This window comes from Paraburkholderia caballeronis (assembly GCF_900104845.1).
GTDB classification, from domain to species: Bacteria; Pseudomonadota; Gammaproteobacteria; order Burkholderiales; family Burkholderiaceae; genus Paraburkholderia; species Paraburkholderia caballeronis.
Genome location: NZ_FNSR01000001.1, coordinates 2,387,080 through 2,406,956 on the forward strand (window position 1 = coordinate 2,387,080; position 19,877 = coordinate 2,406,956).

The 19,877-nt window shown below is 68.0% G+C and carries 16 protein-coding genes; 2 read left to right on the forward strand and 14 right to left on the reverse strand.

The annotated features are described in order from the left end of the window. Nucleotides 1-292: 292 nt before the first annotated feature. Nucleotides 293-1,825, reverse strand: a complete 1,533-nt coding sequence (locus BLV92_RS10680) for an O-antigen ligase family protein (RefSeq protein WP_090544684.1) — start codon at nt 1,823-1,825, stop codon at nt 293-295. Between the two features lie 461 nt (nt 1,826-2,286). Between BLV92_RS10680 and BLV92_RS10685 the strand changes: the two genes are divergently transcribed. After that, nucleotides 2,287-3,348: a glycosyltransferase gene (locus BLV92_RS10685; RefSeq protein WP_090544686.1), complete on the forward strand. Its 1,062-nt coding sequence runs from the start codon at nt 2,287-2,289 to the stop codon at nt 3,346-3,348. Nucleotides 3,349-3,415: 67 nt separating this feature from the next. Here the strand turns inward: BLV92_RS10685 and BLV92_RS10690 are convergent, their stop codons facing one another. From BLV92_RS10690 to BLV92_RS10725, 8 genes are all read right to left on the reverse strand, one after another. After that, the gene (locus BLV92_RS10690; RefSeq protein ID WP_090544688.1) at nt 3,416-4,555 is read right to left on the reverse strand and encodes a glycosyltransferase family protein; all 1,140 of its coding nucleotides are present in this window, start codon (nt 4,553-4,555) and stop codon (nt 3,416-3,418) included. A 20-nt stretch (nt 4,556-4,575) separates the two neighbouring features. Continuing rightward, on the reverse strand, nt 4,576-5,649 hold the full coding sequence (locus tag BLV92_RS10695) for a DegT/DnrJ/EryC1/StrS family aminotransferase (protein WP_280141448.1): 1,074 nt from the start codon (nt 5,647-5,649) through the stop codon (nt 4,576-4,578). A 291-nt stretch (nt 5,650-5,940) separates the two neighbouring features. Further along, nucleotides 5,941-6,879 carry a glycosyltransferase family 2 protein gene (locus BLV92_RS10700; RefSeq protein ID WP_090544692.1) on the reverse strand — a complete coding sequence of 313 codons (939 nt, stop codon included), beginning with the start codon at nt 6,877-6,879 and terminating at the stop codon, nt 5,941-5,943. 24 nt (nt 6,880-6,903) lie between these two features. After that, nucleotides 6,904-8,121, reverse strand: a complete 1,218-nt coding sequence (locus BLV92_RS10705) for a glycosyltransferase family 4 protein (protein ID WP_090544694.1) — start codon at nt 8,119-8,121, stop codon at nt 6,904-6,906. Next, a complete protein-coding gene (locus tag BLV92_RS10710; RefSeq protein ID WP_243842493.1) occupies nt 8,109-9,230 on the reverse strand; it encodes a glycosyltransferase family 4 protein in 1,122 nt (373 codons plus the stop codon). Before BLV92_RS10710 ends, BLV92_RS10705 begins: the two co-directional genes overlap by 13 nt. Further along, entirely contained in the window at nt 9,227-10,276 is a 1,050-nt protein-coding gene (locus BLV92_RS10715) for a glycosyltransferase family 2 protein (protein ID WP_090544698.1), read from the reverse strand. Before BLV92_RS10715 ends, BLV92_RS10710 begins: the two co-directional genes overlap by 4 nt. Nucleotides 10,277-10,280: 4 nt before the next feature. After that, a complete protein-coding gene (locus BLV92_RS10720) occupies nt 10,281-12,500 on the reverse strand; it encodes a GNVR domain-containing protein (RefSeq protein ID WP_090544701.1) in 2,220 nt (739 codons plus the stop codon). Between the two features lie 92 nt (nt 12,501-12,592). Further along, on the reverse strand, nt 12,593-13,735 hold the full coding sequence (locus BLV92_RS10725; protein WP_134043827.1) for a polysaccharide biosynthesis/export family protein: 1,143 nt from the start codon (nt 13,733-13,735) through the stop codon (nt 12,593-12,595). A 218-nt stretch (nt 13,736-13,953) separates the two neighbouring features. On the opposite strand from BLV92_RS10725, the gene BLV92_RS10730 reads away from it, so the two are divergent. Then, nucleotides 13,954-14,307, forward strand: coding sequence for a hypothetical protein (locus BLV92_RS10730; protein WP_143040670.1), 354 nt, complete (start codon nt 13,954-13,956; stop codon nt 14,305-14,307). Between the two features lie 127 nt (nt 14,308-14,434). Here BLV92_RS10730 and BLV92_RS10735 read toward each other — a convergent pair whose 3' ends face one another. The 5 genes from BLV92_RS10735 to rlmB form a co-directional block, all read right to left on the reverse strand. Beyond that, a complete protein-coding gene (locus BLV92_RS10735) occupies nt 14,435-15,463 on the reverse strand; it encodes a sugar transferase (RefSeq protein WP_090544707.1) in 1,029 nt (342 codons plus the stop codon). Nucleotides 15,464-15,648: 185 nt separating this feature from the next. Then, complete coding sequence (locus BLV92_RS10740) at nt 15,649-16,686, reverse strand: helix-turn-helix domain-containing protein (RefSeq protein ID WP_244283776.1); 1,038 nt, start codon at nt 16,684-16,686, stop codon at nt 15,649-15,651. Between the two features lie 461 nt (nt 16,687-17,147). Then, the gene (gene rpiA, locus BLV92_RS10745; RefSeq protein ID WP_090544709.1) at nt 17,148-17,843 is read right to left on the reverse strand and encodes a ribose-5-phosphate isomerase RpiA; all 696 of its coding nucleotides are present in this window, start codon (nt 17,841-17,843) and stop codon (nt 17,148-17,150) included. A gap of 96 nt (nt 17,844-17,939) precedes the next feature. After that, nucleotides 17,940-18,827: an N-acetylmuramoyl-L-alanine amidase gene (locus BLV92_RS10750; RefSeq protein WP_090544711.1), complete on the reverse strand. Its 888-nt coding sequence runs from the start codon at nt 18,825-18,827 to the stop codon at nt 17,940-17,942. A 163-nt stretch (nt 18,828-18,990) separates the two neighbouring features. Then, nucleotides 18,991-19,731, reverse strand: coding sequence for a 23S rRNA (guanosine(2251)-2'-O)-methyltransferase RlmB (gene rlmB, locus BLV92_RS10755; protein WP_090544712.1), 741 nt, complete (start codon nt 19,729-19,731; stop codon nt 18,991-18,993). Nucleotides 19,732-19,877 lie beyond the last annotated feature (146 nt).

Here is a 19,877-nt window from a genome sequence, read left to right on the forward strand (position 1 = left end):
CGGCCCGCAGCATGAGGCCGCCTAACCCGCGCGACCGGAAGGACGGAACGAAAGGAGTCGAAGCCCGGACTGGCGAAGACGATGCCGGCCTCGAACCGGACGACCGTTCGCCACGAATGCGCGCACCGGCGCGAAGACAACCCCGCTCTCCAGCGAGGATAACGGCCCAATTGAAAGAATCTTTAGCTGAACGTTTAAAATGGCGACGGCGCGGCAAGGCGAACTGCATTCCTTATCGTGCCGCGCACGCTCGCCGATGGGCCGGCGGACTTTGCTAAGGATCGCGAATTCCCTACTGCTGCCCTTCGCCCGCCACGTCCCGCCAGCTTCGGGGCCACGCCGGCACGCGCGACGGCTGCCGTTCGCCGGGCAGCGCAGGCGCCGCTCCGGGCTGCTGCGCAATCAGCCCGCCCGCCTGCGCGAGCGGTCCCGCCGCGTGGCGGGCCGCCGCCGCCCTGCGCCGCGCGACGATCGGCAATCCGACCGACGCGGCCGCGAACATGAAGAAGAACGGCCCCGGATCGCACGACGACGACGACACCGACGTGACGACCAGCGTCGCGAGCATCCCCTGCCGGCACGCGTAACAGATCACCCGGTCGTCGAGCGGACAGTCGCGCGGGATCGGCGCGTACAGCGACTGCCACAGGAACACGCCGAACCCGGCGATGCCGAGCACGCCGAGATTCGCGGCGAGCACGACGATGAAGCTCGACGCGCGCACCGTTCCCATCCCGACGCCGAGGCCGAACGTATCGACGAAGTTCTGCAGCGCCTGCGTGTTGAAGTTGCTGCGCTCGACGCCGGACGAACTGTTCGCCTTGTTGAGGATCGTCGCCTGGAAGAAGTCGCCTAGCGCGTCGATCACGTCCGGCCGGAACAGCACCGCGTAGATCGCGGCCATCACGCCGAACGACGCCATCACCACGCACAGCCGCAGCTTGCGCGCGCGGCTGCGCGGCGCGACCTTCTCGGTGCGGCTCAGCAGCAGCACCGCGAGATAACCGGCAAACCCCACATACGCGGTCGCCGACGTGGACAGCATTAGCATCAGCCCGCTGCCGAGCGCGAGCAGCGCGTTGATCCGCGTCTTGTAGCCGAGCAGCCACAAGCTCGCGGTGAACGCGAACAGCGGCACCGTGCACGCGGAGTAGCTGGACGACTCGGGAAAGGTGCCGGTGATCCGCATCAGGCCGCCCAGTTCGGAGCCGTCGAGCATCGCATAGTTCGCGGTCTTGACGAAATGCAGCACGTCGACATTGACCGCGTGCGACGCGATCTCCACGACCGCCGCGAGCACGTCGATCGCGGTGCCGAGCATGAACGCCTTCGCGATATGCCCGAAGCAGCCTTTGCGCGTGACGAACACGGCAGTGCAGCAATACAGCACCAGTTCGGCGGTGTAGTACATCGACTGCGTGAGGTTGCCCGACACCGGCCCGAGCGGGCGCAGTCCCGGCGCGTTCGGATCGAGCGCCGAGCGGTCCATCGCGAACACGTAGGTCGAGCCGGCGAGCGCGCGCGGCAGCAGGATCGCGCCGATGATCACCCACACGCACAAACACGCGAACCAGAAACCCGGCCGGCCGGATCGAAGCGGCTTCATCAGCGTCTCGCCGCCGCCCAGGTTGAACGCGCGCAGCGCGAAAAAGGCGAGAAACAGCGTCATCGGCGGGAAACCGACGCCGATCGCGGACAGGTTGATCGCCGCCGCGGCCGGAAACAGCGCGAACGTGATCAACGCGTAGATCGACCACTGGTATGACATGTTCAGCGTCAGCATGCCGAACAACACCACCAGCACTCCGAACACCTGGATTTCCATAGCCCGATTCCCGTTGCCTGCCTTGTCATCGGCCGCATAGGCGCGGCCGATGACGGGCGTCCGGTCCGCGACGCCAGCCGGTTGCGCGTCTGTCGAATAGTGTCGCGGGCCGCGCGCGCGCCGGCGCGGCCGCTTCTGGCGCAAGCGTAGCCAGGCTGTTCCGTCATGCCCCGCCACGCAGCCATCGTGCGCCGCCACGCGCGAAACGGATGCGGCCGGCCGCACGTAACGGCGCATCTTCGCCGTCGATGGCGGACCGCGAAGGACTCGCGGCGGAATCGGCCGGCACCGCGCCGCTAAGATGACGAAGCGTGCCGTGCCGCGGGCCTTTTGCGCGCCGCACGACACGCTGTCCGCAACGGCGCCCGGCCGGACGCGGCAGGCGAATCACGGGGCCGGCCGGTCGCGCATCGCGCAACAGGCCGGAACGCTTGCCGCGCCATTCACGAAGAGGTCCACCGATGAAGTCCGTCTCTGTGGCGATGGCCACCTGCAACGGCGAAAAGTACCTGGCCGCGCAACTGGACAGTCTCGCGCGCCAGACGCGTCCGCCGGCCGAACTGGTCGTCACCGACGACAGTTCGGCCGATGCGACGCTCGACATCCTGGCCGACTTCTCGTACCGCGCGCCGTTCCCGGTGCGCGTGTATGCGAACGCCGAGCGCCTCGGCTACCGCGCCAACTTCATGAGGGCGGTCAGCCTGTGCAAGTCCGACTTCGTGTCGTTCTGCGACCAGGACGACGTGTGGTTCGACGACAAGCTCGCACGCTGCATGGCGCGGCTCGACGCGTCCGATGCGCTGCTGCTGTCGCACAACGCGATCGTCACCGACAGCGCGCTCGCGGAGATCGACACGCTCGCGAAGGACGCGCTCGCGCAGCCCGACAATCCGCCGCTCTCGATCGACCCGCTCAAATACGGGCTCGGCTTCACGCTGCTGTTCGACCGGCGGCTCGCGCAATTCGAGCCGCTGTGGCAGCGGTCGATCGACTTCAACGACGGCAGCAGCAAGGAAGGCCACGACCAGTGGTTCTTCTTCCTCGCGAACGCGCTCGGGCCGGTGCTGTACATCGACGCGCCGCTCGCGCACTACCGGCGGCACACGAACACCGCGACGCGGACCACTTGGGCCGGCGCGTCGTCGGCCGCGCAGGCGCTGCACTACCTGTTCGAATGCCTGCCGCGCTGGGCCAACCATGCGACCGGCTGCGAACATCGCGCGGCGGTGCTCGACGCGATCGCCGCCGATCCGTCGTCGCCGTATGCGGCCGCCGCGCGCGCCGGCGCGGAACGTTATCGCGCATACGCGCGGCTGTATCGCGAGCGCATCGAGCTGTACAACGCGACGTCGGTGATCGAGCGGTCCCGGCGCTTCGCCGCGATCCTGTCGTCGGGCGGCTACCGGAACGGCGACGTGTGGGCGAAGGGCACGAAAAGCGCGTGCAAGGATCTGCTGGCCGGCGTGCTGCGGTTGAGCCACGTGATGCCGGCGACGGCACGGACGCGGCTGCGCGGATATTGAGCGGCGGGAACGGCACAACGCATCGAGGCGGCCACCCCGATGCATCACGCCCCCGCGCCGCAGTCAATCAACGCGCGTCGTTCTGCACCGGCACGCCGACCACTTCCCCGAAGAACTGCCGGTAACGCACGCGGCACGCCTGCCAGCCGAATTCGTCGAGCGCCCGCTGCCGCCCCGCCGTCTCGCGCGCGAGGTCGGGCCACCGCTTCATCACGCCGTCGATCAGCGCGGGCAGTTCGTCGACGCGCTCGAACAGCAGCACGTTGTCGAACCGGCGCGCGGCCCACGTCATGAACGGAATCGCGCGCGCGATCACCACCGGCACACGCCCGATCGCCTCGAAAAACGCGCCGCTCACCAGCATCGAATCGGCCGAATGCGGCAGGATCAGCACGTCGGCCGCGCACAGCTTCCGCTCGAACTCGTCGTCGGACAGGAACCGCGCGTCGAGCGTCACCGCGTCGTCGAGCGCGCGTTCGCGCATGATCCGCCGCAGCGTTTCGACGTAACTCGCGTTGCCGTGGCCGGCCACGTCGAGCCGGTGCGCGTGCGGCCATACTTCGAGCACGCCGGCGATTTCCTTGTACGGCTGGATCGTGCCGAGCATCGCGAAACGCGGCCGGTCGCCGGCCGTTTCAGCTTCGGCGGCGTCGGTCGGGCGGCGCGTCGCCGCCGGGCTGCCCGGCGCGTCCCAGTACAGCGGATGCGGCAGATACCGCGCGTCGTACCGCGCATCGAAGTCCGGCGCGTGCACGACGCGAAAATCCGCGAGCCGCCGCACCAGCGACATCAGCGCGACCGACACGCGTCGCACGTTGCGCCGCGCGTTGTGCACCGCGTGGTCGTGCACGAAGTACACGACCTTCGCGCGGCCGAGCGCCATCAGCGCGCAGTAGAACGCGAGCACCGCGAGCCCCTTCGGCGACAGCAGCACCGTCCTGCCGCCCTTCGTGAACGCGCGCAGCTCGATCCAGTGAAACACGAGCACCGTCGAGCGGCGGAACACGTCCACGATGCGCCCGTCGCGAAACAGGCTGCGCACCGACAGCGGCAGCACGTCGTAACCGAGGTCTTCGAGCAGTTGCTTTTGCAAGTCGATATACGGATTCGTCGTGTTCGTGAACGGCGACATCAGCACGCGCGGCGCGCGCGCCGGCTTCGCGCCGGCCGCGCGGCGCGCGACCGCCGGGCCTGCGATCTCGCTCATGCGGACTCCCTCACGGCCATTTACGCCGCCGCCTGCACGCTCGCGAGCGACAGCACCAGATCGATGATCCGGTCCTGCACGTCCGGCTCCAGTGCGGGGAAGATCGGCAGACACAACACCTGCTGCGCGATCGTCGTCGCGACCGGCAGGTTCTCGCGCGCGGCCGACGACAGTCCGCGATAGGTCGGGAACTGGCTGATCAGCGGATAAAAGTAGCGGCGCACCGCGATCTGCCGCGCGCGCATCTCCGCATACAGCGTGTCGCGGCTCACCGGGAACTCCGGCGTGACGAGCACCGGAAAATACGCATGGTTGCGCGTGTTGTTGTCCGCCACGTGATGCAGCTTCAACCCGCGCACGTCGGCGAACGCGTCTCGATACCGCCGATCGACGCGCGCGCGCGCTTCATACGCGCGGTCCACGTGCTTCAGCTGCAGCACGCCGAACGCGGCCTGCACCTCGTTCATCTTGCCGTTGATGCCCGGCGCGACGACCGTCACTTCGTCCTCGATCCCGAAGTTCTTCAGCCGGTCGATGCGGCGCTTCATCTCCGCGTCGCGGCAGATGATCGCGCCGCCCTCGAACGTATGGAAGATTTTCGTGCCGTGGAAACTCAGCACCGACATGTCGCCGAAGCTCAGCACCGAGCGGCCGTCGCGGCGCACGCCGAACGCATGCGCGGCGTCGTAGATCACGCGCAGTCCATAGGTGTCCGCGATCCGCCCGATCTTCTCGACCTCGCACGGATTGCCGTACACGTGCACCGGCATGATCGCGCGCGTCTGCGGCGTGATCGCCGCTTCGATCTTCGCCGGGTCCATGTTCATGCTGACCGGGTCGATGTCGACGAACACCGGCTTGATGCCGTTCCAGTGGATCGCATGGGTGGTCGCGACGAACGAGAACGGCGTCGTGATCACCTCGCCGGAGATGTTGAGCGCCTGTAGCGCGGTGATCAGCGCAAGCGTGCCGTTCGAGAACAGGCACAGGTGCTCGACGCCGAGATGCTCGCACAGCGCCTGTTCGAGCTGCCTGTGATACGGCCCGTCGTTGGTCACCCAACGGTTCTCCCAGATCTGCTCCAGATACGGCATGAATTCCGCGAGCGGCGGCAGATACGGCTGGGTGACCGGCACCACCCCGGGCACCACACCAGGCACCACACCGGGCGCCACGCTGGTTTTCGTTTCGTTCGTCATGACGTTCTCACTGTGCGTTGGGCGCTGCCCGATGCGCAACGCGGCGCCGCGCTGCACGACGCCATTGTTTCAGCCGGCCGGCGCGGCAATCCGCCGGACTGGCTTCACGATCGGACAAGACCGCCTCGTTCTTCCGTTGAATTCGCTTCGTCTAAACCGGGACTTCGAACCGCCGGCGCCGCGTCGCTACATCTTCAGGATGCGTCTCGGGTCGCTCGTGCCGCACGCGAAATCGACGAGCGCGAGCATGTTTCCCCACAGCCGGCCGCGATAGTCGAACACCGGGTCCGCGCGCACGCTGTGGTACAGGTTCGACAGCAGATGGCGCGTGATGAACGCATACGCGTTCCTGCGCTCCATCGTGTTCTTCTTCACAAGGAAGATCGGGTTCGCGATCTGCGAGTAGCCGAAGCGCACGCCGGACGTGCGCCCCTTCTTCGTGCCGAGATGCACGCCGCGGCACGACGGCTCGTACACGAAGCGGCCGAGCTTCAGCGCCTGCGACGTGTAATCGCGATCCTCCTGCCAGCCGTACAGCGGCAGCGCCTCGTCGAAGCGGCACACGCGCACCGCGCGATCGACGAACGCCATGTTGCAGCCGTAGCCGGACTCGATGTCGCGGCGCTCGTCGCCGGACGCCCAGTGCTCCAGCGGCGGCAGCGCGCCGCTCAGGTAGCGCTGCGCGTCGGCCTCGCCGATGCCGCGGCTCTTCACGCCGTCCGCCAGCACCTGGCCCGTCATGCCGATCACGTCCGGCTGCTCGTTCAGCACCAGCGCGCAGTTGCGCAGCCACGTTTCATGCGGACGGAAGTCGTCGTCGAAGAACGCGGCGAACCAGCGGCGCGCGGAGGTATCGTTCGGGCCGTGCTCGGTGCGCCCGATGTCGCGCAGCAGCGCCTCGATGCCGCGGTTGCGCTGCACGGTGCTGCCCGCCGTGTCCGATACGAGCAGCGTGACGGGCACCACGCGGCGCAGCGGATGCGTATCGAGCCCGTCGATGTCGGCCGGCTCCGCGCCGATCACGTACACGCCGTCCGGACGGCGCTCCTGCCGCAACAGATAGTCGAACAGCGTCGCGGTCTCCGCGGCACGGCCCTTCGTCGCGACGATCACATAACTCTGCATGTGTTTCCCCGTGGCATGAATGGATCAGCGATGCGCGAGCGCCGGCGCCGTGTCGAACGCAAGCGACTTCACCGAGCGGTGGTCGATCGTCTCCTCGACCACGCGCACGAAGTCGCGACGGAACCGCTCGACTGAAAAACGCGCGGCGTTCAGCCGGCACACTTCGGGATCGAACGGCGCATGGGCCTCGAACCGCTCGACCGCATCGACGAGCGCATCGACGCTCTGCTCGTCGAAGAACACGCCGGTGCCGAAACGCGGGTCGCTCGACTCGATCACCGTTTCGAGCGCGCCGCCTCGCCCATAGGCGATCACCGGCGTGCCGCACGCCTGCGCCTCGACCACCGAGATTCCGAAGTCCTCCTCGGCCGCGAACACGAACGCGCGCGCGCGCTGCATGTGGTCGATCAGCACGCTCGACGGCTGATAACCGAGCACCTTCACGTTCGGCCCGGCGAGCGCGCGCACGCGCTCAAAGTCGGGGCCGTCGCCGATCACGACCAGTTCGCGCTCCGGCATCCGCGCGAACGCCTCGACGATCAGCGGAATGCGCTTGTACGGCACCATCCGCGACGCGATCAGATAAAAGCGGTCGCGCCGCGCGCCCGGCTCGAAACGCTCGATATCGACCGGCGGATACACGACGCGCGCGTCGCAGCCGTAGATCTTGCGAATCCGCCGGCCGATGAACGCCGAGTTCGCGATGAATTCGTCCACGCCGTTCGCGGTCCGCTGGTCCCAGATCCGCATGTAATGCAGGACCGCGCGCGCCGCCCAGCTTTTCGGGCCGCGCACCGCGCCCGACTGCGTCAGGTACTGGTGCTGAAGGTCCCACGCGTAGCGGATCGGCGAATGCACGTAGCTGACGTGCACCTGGTTCGGGCTGGTGATGACGCCCTTCGCGACCGCGTGGCTCGACGTGATGACGAGATCGAAACCGGACAGGTCGAACTGCTCGATCGCGATCGGCATCAGCGGCAGATACGCGCGAAACGCGGTGCGCGCGCGCGGCAGACGCTGGATGAACGACGTTTTCGCGCGCTTGCCGCCGAGCACCGCGCGCTGCTCGTCCGGGAAAAAATCGACGATGCTGAACAGTTCCGCGTCCGGCCACAGCCGGATGATCTGTTCGAGCACGCGCTCGGAGCCCGCATACGTGACAAGCCAGTCGTGAACGATCGCGACGCGGCCGAAGCGGCGCGGATCGGGCAGCAGCATTTCGTTCGGCGCTAGGTCAGCCATGGCGAGATCTCTTCGAGCAGTTTCACGGCGGTTGCGCGCCACGTCAGTTGCGCGGCGCGCGCATGGCCTTTTTCGCGCAGGCGCGAACGCAGCGCGGCATCGGTCGTCACGTCGGCGAGCAGCCGCGCGAGTTCGTGCGGGTCGTCCGGCGACACGTACAGCACCGCGTCGCCGCACGCTTCCTCGATCGACGGCAGCCGCGACGCGATCACCGGGCAGCCGAGCGCGAGCGCCTCGACGGGCGGCAGCCCGAAACCCTCGTAGCGCGACGGATACACGAAACACGCGGCGTCGCGATACAGCGCGGTCAGTTCGGCGTCGGTCACGTAACCGAGGTGCCGCACGAAACCTTGCAGCGCGTCGTGCCCGTTGCCGTACACGCGCGGGTCCGCGCCGCCGACCACGACGATGTCGAACGGCGCGTCGCCGAGCAGCTTCGCGGCCTCGACGACGAGGCGGAAGTTCTTGTGATAGTTCAGGCTGCCGACCGCGAGCACGTACGGACGGCGCAGTTCGCCCCAGCGCGGCGACGCGTCGGCGGCCGGCACGCGCAGCATGTGCTCGCCGCTCTCCGACACGATGCCGATCTTCGCGGCCGGAATCCGGTAGACGTCGGTCAGTTCGCGCCGCGAGAATTCGGACACGGTCAGGATGCGCTGCGCGACGCGGCCGACGCGCGGCGCCATCACGCGATACCACGCGGCGAACGCGCGGCTGTAGCTCTGCGGCATGCGCATCGGCGCGGCGTCGTGCAGCACCGTCACCTGGCGGCGGCAAAACATCGGGCCGGAGTTGCACAGGTTCAGCAGCAGCGAGCCGGTCGCCGCGAACGGCAGGCTCACCTGCTCCCAGCGCGTTCCCGCGCCGCCGCGCGCCTCGCGCAGCGGAATCCGCGCGAACGGGCTCTTCATTGCGCGCAGCGACCCGGGCACCAGCAGTTCGGCCTGCAACCCGACCACGATCGGGTCCTGCGTCGCGAGCAGTTCGTCGATCGCGCGCACGGTCTCGAACGCGAAGCGGTCCACGCCGGTCAACTGGCGGCCGAGAAAACGGCCGTTGATCGCGAGCCGGCGGGTCGAGGTCGACACCATCGTCGGGGCTCCGTTCACGCTTGCCGTCCGCCCGCCGGCAGCGGCCGGCGCGCGAGCGGGTTCGCGATGTAGCGGATCGCGTGGTCGCTCATCCGCCGCGACGGCGCGACACACGCGAGCGTCAGCGCGATCGCCATCAGCTTTTTCTTCGCGCTCCAGAACGGATTCGAAACGATCGAGCGGAAATAGCGGCCCGACTCGAACGCGAGCCAATGGCAGCGCTGCGAGAACGGCGCGTCGTAGGCGTTCGCGCACAGCACGGCCTTCTCGTAGGCGAAATCGATCGCGTGTTCCGGCAACTGCTCGCCTAGCCGTTCGCCGACGAGTTCGCGCAGCGCGTTCCAGCGGTGCGGGAACGAGCGGATCACCTCGTCGATGTCCTGGCAGTTCGCGATCGACAGGCCGACCTTCGGCGCGTCGCCAGGCTCGCTTTCGCTCGCCACGCGGTGCACGCGATAACCGCCGAGCGGCGTGTCGATCGCATGCACCGGGCCGAGCAGCGCGACGCCGTAGATCGCGAAGAAGTCCGCCGCGATGCCGCGCCCTTTCGGCTTCGGCAGCGGCAGGATGCGGCGCAGCGCGCTCGCGCGGTACACGTTGCCGGACGCCGGCGGCGACGGATACAGCCAGCCGCGCCGCAGCAGCGCCGCGCAGTCGGCGGGCGGCGTCGAATTCGGCACGTATGCGCCGGTCGGCCGGCTGTCGCCGTCGATCACGCTCAGGCGGAACTGCACCTTCGCGTAACCGCCGCGCTCGAACGCGGCCAGCGCCTGGTCGATCGCGCCGTCGTACAGCACGTCGTCGGAGTCCAGATAGGTGATGTATTCGGTATCGACGAGTTCGAGGCCGAGGTTGTACGCGCTCGCCTGGCCGCCGTTCTCCTTCAGCACCGGCACGATGCGCTCGCCGTAACTCGCGATGATCGCGCGCGAGCCGTCGGTCGAGCCGTCGTCGATCACGATCACGCGCGTGCGCTCCGGCGCCTGCGCGAGCGCCGAGTCGATCGCCTCGCGCAGGAAACGCTCGTAGTTATAACTGCAGATCACTATCGTCAGATCCTTCACGGCGTTATCCCCTTGCCTTCGCATCGTTGTGGTGCGTGGTGTAGCCATACGTGCCGTACTCCCGGCCGTAGCGCGAAGGCCGCGACATGTCGTTGAAGATCACGCCGCGGATCGGCACGCCGATCTGCGCGAACCGCCGCGCCGCCTCGCGCATGTCCGCGAGGCTCGACACGCCGTGGCGCGCGACCATGAACACGGTGCCGGCGAGCTTCGCGACGATCCCCGAGTCCGCGACCGGCAGCACCGGCGGCGAGTCGATCAGCACGACGTCGTATTCGCTTTCGACGCGGCGCATGAACGCGAGGAAGTCGCGATGCATCAGCACTTCGCCCGGGTTCGGCCCATATGCGCCGCACGCGACGAAATCGACGCCTGGCAGAATGCTACGGTGCACCACCTCGTCGTACTGTTGGCCACCGATCACGAGTTCGGTGATACCGGGGCTTTGCGTGGTGCCGAGATAACGATGCAGGCCGCCGCGCCGCAGATCGGTGTCGACCAGCAGCACGCGCTGGCCGGACGAGCCGATCACCGCCGCAAGGTTCACCGACACGAACGACTTGCCGACGACCGGCGTCGGGCCGGCGAGCATCACGATCCGGTTCGGCGCGTCGACCAGCGCGTATTCGAGCGCGCTGCGGAAGCTGCGCAGGCTTTCGATCGCCGCGTCGTCCGCCGACGTGTGCGCGAGCACGAGACTCGTGCCGGCGTTCGACGGCAGCGCGTGTGTCAGCTGCTCCTGGGCCTTGCTGCGCGGCACCTTCGCGTACACGGTGAGGCCGGTGCCGAGTTCGATCTCCTCCGCCGCGCCGATGCGATCGACGACCGCACGCTTCACGAGCACCGTCGCGACGCTGATGAAGAGGCCGGACAGCAGCGCGCCGATCACCGCGAACATCCGCTTCGGCCGGATCGGGCTTTCCGGCACGATCGCCGAATCGACCATCCGCACGTTGCCGACCTTGCCGGCCTTCACGAGCCGCAACTGCTCCTGCGAGTTCAGCAGGTTCGTGTACAGGTCGGTCGCGACCTGCACGTCGCGCTGCAGCCGCAGCAGCCCCTGCTCCAGCGGCGGCAGTTGTTTGGTTGCAACCACGAGCGACGCGACGAGCCCGTTCGCGTCGGCGATCTGGTCGTCGATGCTGCGCACCGCCGGGTGCTCGATCGTGAAGCGTTCGAGCAGCAGCGTGCGTTGCTGCTGAAGGTCCGCGAGCTTGCTCTGCGCCTCGGCCGAACGCGCGAGCAGCGAGTTCGCCTCCGCGTTCAGGTCGACGGTGCCGTGCTCCGCGCGGAACGCGTTGAAACGGCTCTCCGCCTCTTCGAGCTGCACCTTCAGTTCCGGCAGCTGGCGGTCGAGGAACGCGATCGACTTCTCCGCTTCCTCGGCGGTGCGGCTCACGTTCTGCCGCACGTACTCGGAGCCGACCGCGTTCAGGATCTCGCCGATCTTGTTCGGGTCCGCGCCCTGCAGCGCGACGCCGATCACGTCGGAATCCTTGCCCTTCTCGGTGATCAGCAGCGCGTTCTGCAACGCGAGGATCGACGCGAGCCGGGAATCGCGCCGCAGGTCGAAGCGCGCGCCCGGCTTGCCGGTCAGCGTGCGGATCATCAGCGCGAGTTCGCCGCCGGCGACGCGCGCGCGCAGCATCTGCCCGACCCGGCCGCGCAGGTCGACGTTGTGCTTCTTCTCCGTCAACCGGTATTCGCCGTTGCCGAGCACGGTCACGACGAGCGGCGCGCCGTGCAGCCTCTCGGGCACGTCGAGGCTTTCCATGTCGATCCGCTCGGAGCCCCACGCGTAACCGCCGATGCCCGAGTAGTTCAGGTTGCCGATGTGCGTCGCGACCCACTTGCCGACCACCGGAAAATAATGCGGCGCGGCGTGCAGATAAAGCCGCGTGCTGTCCACCGCGCGCGCCAGCACCATCCGCGAGCGCAGCACTTCGATCTGCGCGGACGCGCCGGTCTTCACCGCGAACATCGACGACAGGTCGGTCAGCGCGTTCTTCGACGACCCTTCGTTCTCCTCCACCTGGATCAGGATGTCCGACTGGTAGACGGCCTCCGCGAACAGCGCGTATGCGACGCCCGCAATCAGGAACACCGTCGTGATCACGGCGATCAGCAAACGGTTCTGATACAGCACGTCGAGATAGTTGCGGACGTTGCCGCCCTGCGACGGCTCGACGTCGATGGTGGTCACGGACATATCTGGGTAGTTCATGCTGACTCTCCACATCCCCGGGCTTCAACACGCGGGCCCCGGTTCTCTCTCGGAACCGGCGCACACCCGCACTGAGCGCATTGCGAAGTTCTTCAATAACCGAGCGCGCGCGTCGTCACGGCCGCCTGCGTGCTCGGCAGGATCAGGTTGATCACGCGGCTCCAGCGCACCAGCGCGGACGCGTCGACGAACACGATGTCGTTCGGCTTCAGCTGGAAGCTGTCGGCGGTCGCCATCGAGGCCGGCGACGCCGCGTCCAGATGGAACACCGTCGGATTGCCTTCGTCGCGGCCGCGCACCACGTACACCTGCGACGCGTCGCCGGACCCCTGGCTGATGCCGCCCGCGGTGCCGAGCGCGTCGTTCAGCGAGATGCGGCCGTTGTTCAGCACGACGCTGCCCGGATGCCCGACCTCGCCCAGCACGTACACCTTGCTGTCGTTCTGCGAGTACACGCGCACGAGGTCGCCGTTCTGCAGAATGATGTTGTCGGGGTTCACGCCTTTCCGGATCATGTCGGGAATGTTCACGACCACCGTCTGCTCGTTGCGCGTGATGCTCACTTCCGAACGGTCGCCGGTCGAGGTGAAGCCGCCGGCGCGGTTGATCGCCTCGGGCAGCGTCATCGGCATGTCGTTCAGCACCTGGAGGCCCGGATTGCGCACTTCGCCATCCAGATAGATCCGCTTGCTGCGGTAGGCCTCGATGCGCAGCGTCACCTGCGGCGCGCGCAGGAAACGCGACAGCTTCGCCGTGACCAGATCGCGCGCCTGCATCTCCGTCAACCCGGCGACCTGCACCGGCCCCACGTACGCGACCTGGATCGCTCCGGTCGAATCGACCGTGTAGCCGGACACCACCGAACTCGTCGTCGCGTCCTGGCCGCCGCCCGACGACGTGGTCGGCATGTTCATCTCCGGGTGATCCCAGACGACGATGCTCAGCACGTCGCCGGGACCGAGCGTGTACGGCTCCGGCTTGCCGAACAGCTTCGTGACCGCGTCCGGCACCGTCGTCGGCAGCGACGCGCGCTGCTTCGCGACGAGGTCGCCGGTGATCTCGACCAGCTCGTTCGGCGGCGGCTGGTCGCCGGCTGCGCCCGCGCTTGCGCCGGCTACGCCGCCGTCCGGCGCCTTCGCGGCCGCCGTGCGCGCATCGGTGGCCGCGCGCGCGGTCGCGACCGCCGACGGCATCGAGCTGTACGACATGCCGGGGGCCGCCGCGCAGCCGGACATCAACGCGGCCGCGGCCGCGAACACCAGCGTCCATGGACCGCAGCCGCCGCCGCGCGGGCGAACCGCCGCCGCGTGTTGGCCGTCAGCGTCATACAGTCCGCGCGTGGCCGCGCTGCCGTGGATCGCTCGCTTTGCAAACAAAGATTCGCTGTGTAACATCGCTCTAACCCCTCAGTTTCAAATCTCGCTCGCTGCCACCCATCTGGAGGCATTCCGCCATGAGCAAGAAACTTCTCCTTGTTGTTCTGTTGTCCTGTGCCGCCGCCGCGTCTCACGCGGCCGGCGGTTCGAATCCGGCCGACACCGGCAGGAAAGACTCGAACCGCAACTACCACGCGTATCCGAAGTTCACTTATCCGTTCGCCGGCGTGCGTCCGTCGCAGCAAGGCTCGTCGTCCGCGCCGGCGGTCCGGCGCCGTGCACCGGCCGCCCAGGCCGCGCCGGGCATTCCCGGCGTATCGGATCCCTATGCGTTCGGCGGCTGGAACAACCTGTCGTACGACTCGCCCGCGCTCGATGTACCGTGGTCTCCGGCCGGCCCCGCGGACCGCGTGCAGCAGCCGGGTCAATGACTGCGCGGCGACGCGGGCTGCCGGCCCGCGTTGCCTTTCACGCCTGCCGTGTTGCCGACCGCTTCATTGCATCTGCTTCGTTGCGGATTCCGCCAGGGCGCTCCACTCACTCCGCTCCACTCACTACTCAATACGCGCCGCTGCCCTGCACGACCACCTTGAACGTCTTGAACAGGATCGCGATGTCGCGCGACAGCGACCATCCCTTCACGTAGGCGACGTCGAGCGACACGCGCGTCGCGTAGTCCGTATCGCTGCGCCCGCTCACCTGCCACAGTCCCGTCATGCCAGGTTTCGTCATCAGGTAATAATCGACGTCCGCGCCGTAGCGTTCGAGTTCCTGGTCGATCACCGGACGCGGCCCGACGAGGCTCATGTCGCCGCGCACCACGTTCCATAGCTGCGGCAGCTCGTCGAGACTCGTGCGCCGCAGGAACTGGCCGACCCGCGTGACCCGCACGTCGTTCTTCAGCTTGAAATCGCGTTCCCATTCGGCCCGCGCCTGCGGGTCCGTTTCGAGCACCTGCTTGAGCACCTGGTCCGCGTTCACGACCATCGAGCGGAACTTCAGGCAGCGGAACTTGCGGCCGTTGCGCCCGACCCGCAGATGCCCGTACAGCGCGGGGCCGCCGTCGCGCTTCACCGCGAACGCCAGCGCGCCGAGCACCGGCGACAGCGCGGCGATCAACAGCAGACCGAGCCCCAGATCGAAACCGCGCTTCATGGCCTGGCGCGCGGTGCCGGCGTGCAGCGTCCACGCGCGCTCCAGCACGGGCCACACCACGCGCAGCACGATCAGCGTCAGCGTGTGCGACAGCAGCAGCGACGCGCCGGTGGTCAACGTCCAGTAGATGAACCACGGCATCGACAGCAACTGCATCCGGTGAATCAGGTACAGCAGCGCGAGCCCGCACAACTGCACGAGAAGCCACGCGACAGCCGTGCGGCCCGCCATCCCGAACACCGACGCGGCCTGCTTCGCCCGATACGCGCCGCAGGCGGGAAAAACCGACAACGCGAGCGCGGATACGAATGCGACGAGCGACAACTGGATCTCGTGCATGCTCGCGGTGCCGGGCACGTGCAGATGCAGCGCCCCGAAGGCTCCCAGCACGATCAGTGCAACGTCGATTGCTCGATGAAATAGTCCTGGCATCTCCGTACTCCAAACCGACCCGTCCTTCTGCCGATCAAGCTTCCCCCGGGCGCATGTGCTTCGGCTACCGCTTGCGCTTCCTTCCATGCCGCCTTTCGATTTCCCCTAATTAGTTCGTATTACTATTAATTATGGCTAGAGATCGATACGTCTCTTCGCTTCATCGCCGCTACGGCTTCACCGCGTCATGCGGCCAGATCGGCAACCGCGGTTTTGGCGACTTGCGGCGACGATGCGTGGGCCGCCGCGAAGTGCCGCTCGCGCCGGTGATACAGCCGATACTCGGTCGGCGAAATCGACCAGCGCTTGCGGAACATCTTCGCGAGGTTGTCGCCGTTGCCCATGCCGCTGCGCCGCGCGATCTTGTCCACCGGCAGTTCCGTTCCGGCCAGCAGCCGCCGCGTCATGTCGAGGCGCGCCTGCAGCAGATACTCGGACGGCGTGCAGCCGATCTCCAGCTTGAAGCGCCGCAGGAAGTTGCGTTCGCTCATCGCCGCCTCCTGCGCCGCGTCCGTGACCGAGATCGGCCGGTCGCAGTGCTCGCGCAGCCACAGCGCCGAGCGTCGAATCTTGTCCGCGACCGACAACTCGCCCGCGCCCGCCGTCGCCATCCAGCGCGCCGCCGCGCCGGGCATCAGCCGCTCGGCCACTTCGCGCGCGACCGCCGCGCCGGCATCGCGCGAGATGAGCGCGAGCACGCTGCGCATCGATTCGTCGCGATCGTCCGGCTGCCCCTGCGGGACGTCGAAAACCATTGTCGTTCTACGCCCGCCGACGTTCTGCGGGATAACGCACGAAGCCGGCTGCGTCGCCGCGCGTTCGCGCAGCGCGGATGCGTCGCGCGACAGCGGCGCGTCGTGCAGCCACGAACGCAGCCGTTCGTCGCGCGCCGCTTGATCGAAGAAGGAATGAGCGCCGAACACGAACAGCGCGTCGAACGCATCGACGCGGCAATCGGCGCGCGCATCGGTGTATACGTGCAGCGACGACGACGAAGCGAGCCGGCCGCCGTCGACTGACAGCAGCTGCACCGAGTACGTGGCCCGCGCGTCGCCGCCGCGCGCGCCGGACTGGTTCGCAAGCTGGAATGCTTCGGCGATCATGCCGACGGTCATCAGCGGAAACCCTTCGCCGAGCACGATGCCGATGCGCCGCGCAGCACACTGCGCGACGGCGCTCGTTGCCGGCATGTCGACGATGTATTGGGCGGTGGCGTACGTCATCTCGCATCCCCATTCGACCGAGTTCGCTGATCCGCGCCGGCGTCGGTGCTGCTGCATCGACCCGCAGCGCGTGCGCGTTGCCGTTGCACGAACGGAAGGTCTCGTCGTCACCGGCGGTATCTTTATATCGCACCGCCGCGACGCGGCGCCATCGATATCGAGCGCGTTGTGTGCGGTCCTCAACGTTGCGCGGGACGGCGGTTCTTCAGGCGAAAGACGCGCCGCGCGAAGCCTTGTGCGAACGCGCAGGGACGGCGTAATGCCGCTGCGCGAGGCAACCGGCCGAGCGGGCGATGGGGTGAAGGGAAAGGAGCGACGAGGCGAATCGTCTTATCGTAGCGGACGGTTTTTTCTGGTTGTTTTCGCCGCCGTATGATGCGATGCAATACACACGCGCAACGAGCGGAGCCGCACCTGCCGCGCGACCAGATAGCGCGGCTCCGTCGAAAGAGAAGCGGAAATCAGCCCTTCGTGTATTCGATCCGTTCGACGCCGGCTTCGCCGCCGAGCAGGCACAGGTCCGCGCCGCGCACCGCGAACAGGCCGACCGTCACGACGCCCGGCCATGCGTTCACATGCGCTTCGAGCGTGCGCGGATCGTTGATGTGCAGCCCCTTCACGTCGAGGATCTCGTTGCCGTTGTCGGTGATGTACGGCGAGCCGTCCTTCTGCACGCGCAGCACCGGCACGCCGCCGAGCGCCGCGACCCGCCGTCCGACCGCGGTGCGCGCCATCGGCACGACCTCGATCGGCAGCGGGAACGCGCCGAGCACGCCGACGCGCTTGCTCGCGTCCGCGATGCAGACGAACCGGTCGGCCACCGACGCGACGATCTTCTCGCGCGTCAGCGCGCCGCCGCCGCCCTTGATCATCGCGCCGTGCGCGTCGATCTCGTCGGCGCCGTCCACGTACACCGGCAGCCCGTCGATCTCGTTCAGGTCGAACACCTTGATGCCGTGCGACTGCAGCCGCGCAGTGGTCGCGAGCGAACTCGACACCGCGCCGCGATAGCGGCCCTTGTGCGCGGCGAGCGCGTCGATGAAACAGTTCGCGGTCGAACCGGTGCCGACGCCGATCACCGCGCCTTCCGGCACGTTCGCGTACACGTAGTCGGCGGCGGCCTGGCCGACCCGTTGCTTGAGTTCGTCTTGAGTCATCAGAAACAGCCCGAGGAGAGAAAAAAGCGATGCGGAAAAACGGTAGTTTACCGGAGTTGGAGCGCGCTCCGGCCGGCTCCGGCGTCGCGGCGCGGATCAGCGCGACGGCTCCGCCTCGTGCGCGACGTCCGGCAGGTACTTGTCGAGCAGCGCCTGCGCGATCGCATCGGTTTGCGCGTCCGGCGCACCCGCATAGTCGCGCGGCCGGAAGTGCATCTGGAACGCGGCGAACACGCGCCGCGTGCGTTCGTCGAGCACGCCGTCGGTCGCGACGTCGTAGCCGTAACGCGCGAGCTTCTGTTGCAGGCCGCGCACGTCCGCCGGCGCATCCGGCGCGCGGCCGGCGAGTTCCTTCGTGACGGTCGCCGCATCCGGCCATGCGCCGACGCCCGCGTCGTACAGCGTCTTCCACGGAAACAGCGGACCCGGATCGGTCTTGCGCTGCGGCGCGATATCGCTGTGGCCGACGACGCGCGTCGGCGGTATCCGGTAGCGCGTGACGATGTCCTTCGCGAGCCGCACCAGCGCCTCGACCTGCGCGGGCGGATACGGCTGCCACACGCGGCCCTGCGGCGTGTCGCGCGGCCCGAGATTCACGTTCTCGATGCCGATCGACGCCGCGTTCAGTTCCGTCGTCCCCTGCCATTCGCTGACGCCCGCGTGCCACGCTCGCTGCGCCTCGGGCACGAGCTGCCACACGACCGGGCGTCCGTCGCGCAACGGCGGGTTCTCGGGCACGAGGTAATGCGCGCTGACGCTCTCGGTCGTCAGCACGTTCAGCGACTGCGCTTCGTCGATCTCGGTGTAGTGCATCACGAGGAAACGGATGCGCGAGTCCGCGCTTTGCGCGCGATGCGTGGTGTCCGCGAGATAGTCGCCGCGGTCGATCAGGTGAGTCGCGCAGCCGGCGAGCAGCAGCGCGAACGCGAGCGGAGCCGCGCGGAGCGCCGACGCGAAACGATGGGTGCGAGTGGACGGGTTCATCGAGTGAGGGCGTCGATAGCGGCAACGCGGATGAATCGGCTCGCGGTGCGCGGGCGCGCTTTCGGGCCTGTCGTTTTTCCTGCCGATAACCATGCGGGACGAAACCGGAGGTTCACGGGAACGGGAAGGAGCGCAGGCGAAACGCCCGCGCCCGATCCGCCGGCTACTTCACGCTCCGCTGCCGCACGGCTTCGAACAGGCAAACGCCCGACGCCACCGACACGTTCAGACTCTCGACCGTCCCCGCCATCGGAATCTGCATCACCTCGTCGCAGGTGTCGCGCGTGAGCCGCCGCATCCCCTCGCCTTCCGCGCCCATCACGAGCGCAACGGGGCCGTCGAGTTTCGTGTCGTAGAGGCTCGCGGTGGCGTCGCCGGCCGTGCCGACCACCCACACGCCCGCGTCCTTCAGTTCGCGCAACGCGCGCGCGAGGTTCGTCACAGTGATGTACGGCACCGTGTCCGCCGCGCCGCTCGCGACCTTCGCGGCGGTCGCGTTCAGGCCGACCGCGCGGTCGCGCGGCGCGATCACCGCGTGCGCGCCGGCTGCGTCGGCCACCCGCAGGCACGCGCCGAGGTTATGAGGATCGGTCACGCCGTCGAGCACCAGCAGCAGCGGCGAGCCGTTGATGCCGTCGAGCAGTTCCGCGAAGTTCTGCGCGAGCGGCAGGTCGTGCACGCGCGCGACGACGCCCTGATGGCGCTCGGTGTGCGCGAGCCCCCACAGCCGCGTTTCGTCGGCCGCGATCAGCCGCACGCCCGCTTCCTTCGCCACGTGCAGGAAGTCGTTCATGCGGCGGTCGCGGCGGGTCGTGTCGTAATAGACGTCCTCGACCGTGGACGCGTCGTGCCGCAACCGCGCGGTCACTGCATGAAAACCGTAGAGAACCTTGAGACGTGACATGGCTGGAACAACCTCTGGTCAAAATCCGCGGCGCGCGCGAAACGCGGGCGCCGGCAAAACGACGATGCGGGCCGCCGCGCACAGAACGCGCGTGGCATGCAGCACGTGCGGCACCAACGTGCGGACGCGCCGCGAACGGACGCGGC

Coding starts and splice junctions, on each gene's coding strand:
- BLV92_RS10730 (WP_143040670.1), top strand. CDS start 13,954: ATGAGCAAGAAACTTCTCCTTGTTGTTCTGTTGTCCTGTGCCGCCGCC.
- BLV92_RS10750 (WP_090544711.1), bottom strand. CDS start 18,827: ATGAACCCGTCCACTCGCACCCATCGTTTCGCGTCGGCGCTCCGCGCG.
- BLV92_RS10725 (WP_134043827.1), bottom strand. CDS start 13,735: ATGTCCGGCTGCGCGGCGGCCCCCGGCATGTCGTACAGCTCGATGCCG.
- BLV92_RS10700 (WP_090544692.1), bottom strand. CDS start 6,879: ATGCAGAGTTATGTGATCGTCGCGACGAAGGGCCGTGCCGCGGAGACC.
- BLV92_RS10695 (WP_280141448.1), bottom strand. CDS start 5,649: ATGCCGTATCTGGAGCAGATCTGGGAGAACCGTTGGGTGACCAACGAC.
- BLV92_RS10705 (WP_090544694.1), bottom strand. CDS start 8,121: ATGGCTGACCTAGCGCCGAACGAAATGCTGCTGCCCGATCCGCGCCGC.
- BLV92_RS10690 (WP_090544688.1), bottom strand. CDS start 4,555: ATGAGCGAGATCGCAGGCCCGGCGGTCGCGCGCCGCGCGGCCGGCGCG.
- BLV92_RS10685 (WP_090544686.1), top strand. CDS start 2,287: ATGAAGTCCGTCTCTGTGGCGATGGCCACCTGCAACGGCGAAAAGTAC.
- rpiA (WP_090544709.1), bottom strand. CDS start 17,843: ATGACTCAAGACGAACTCAAGCAACGGGTCGGCCAGGCCGCCGCCGAC.
- rlmB (WP_090544712.1), bottom strand. CDS start 19,731: ATGTCACGTCTCAAGGTTCTCTACGGTTTTCATGCAGTGACCGCGCGG.
- BLV92_RS10740 (WP_244283776.1), bottom strand. CDS start 16,686: ATGACGTACGCCACCGCCCAATACATCGTCGACATGCCGGCAACGAGC.
- BLV92_RS10720 (WP_090544701.1), bottom strand. CDS start 12,500: ATGAACTACCCAGATATGTCCGTGACCACCATCGACGTCGAGCCGTCG.
- BLV92_RS10680 (WP_090544684.1), bottom strand. CDS start 1,825: ATGGAAATCCAGGTGTTCGGAGTGCTGGTGGTGTTGTTCGGCATGCTG.
- BLV92_RS10735 (WP_090544707.1), bottom strand. CDS start 15,463: ATGCCAGGACTATTTCATCGAGCAATCGACGTTGCACTGATCGTGCTG.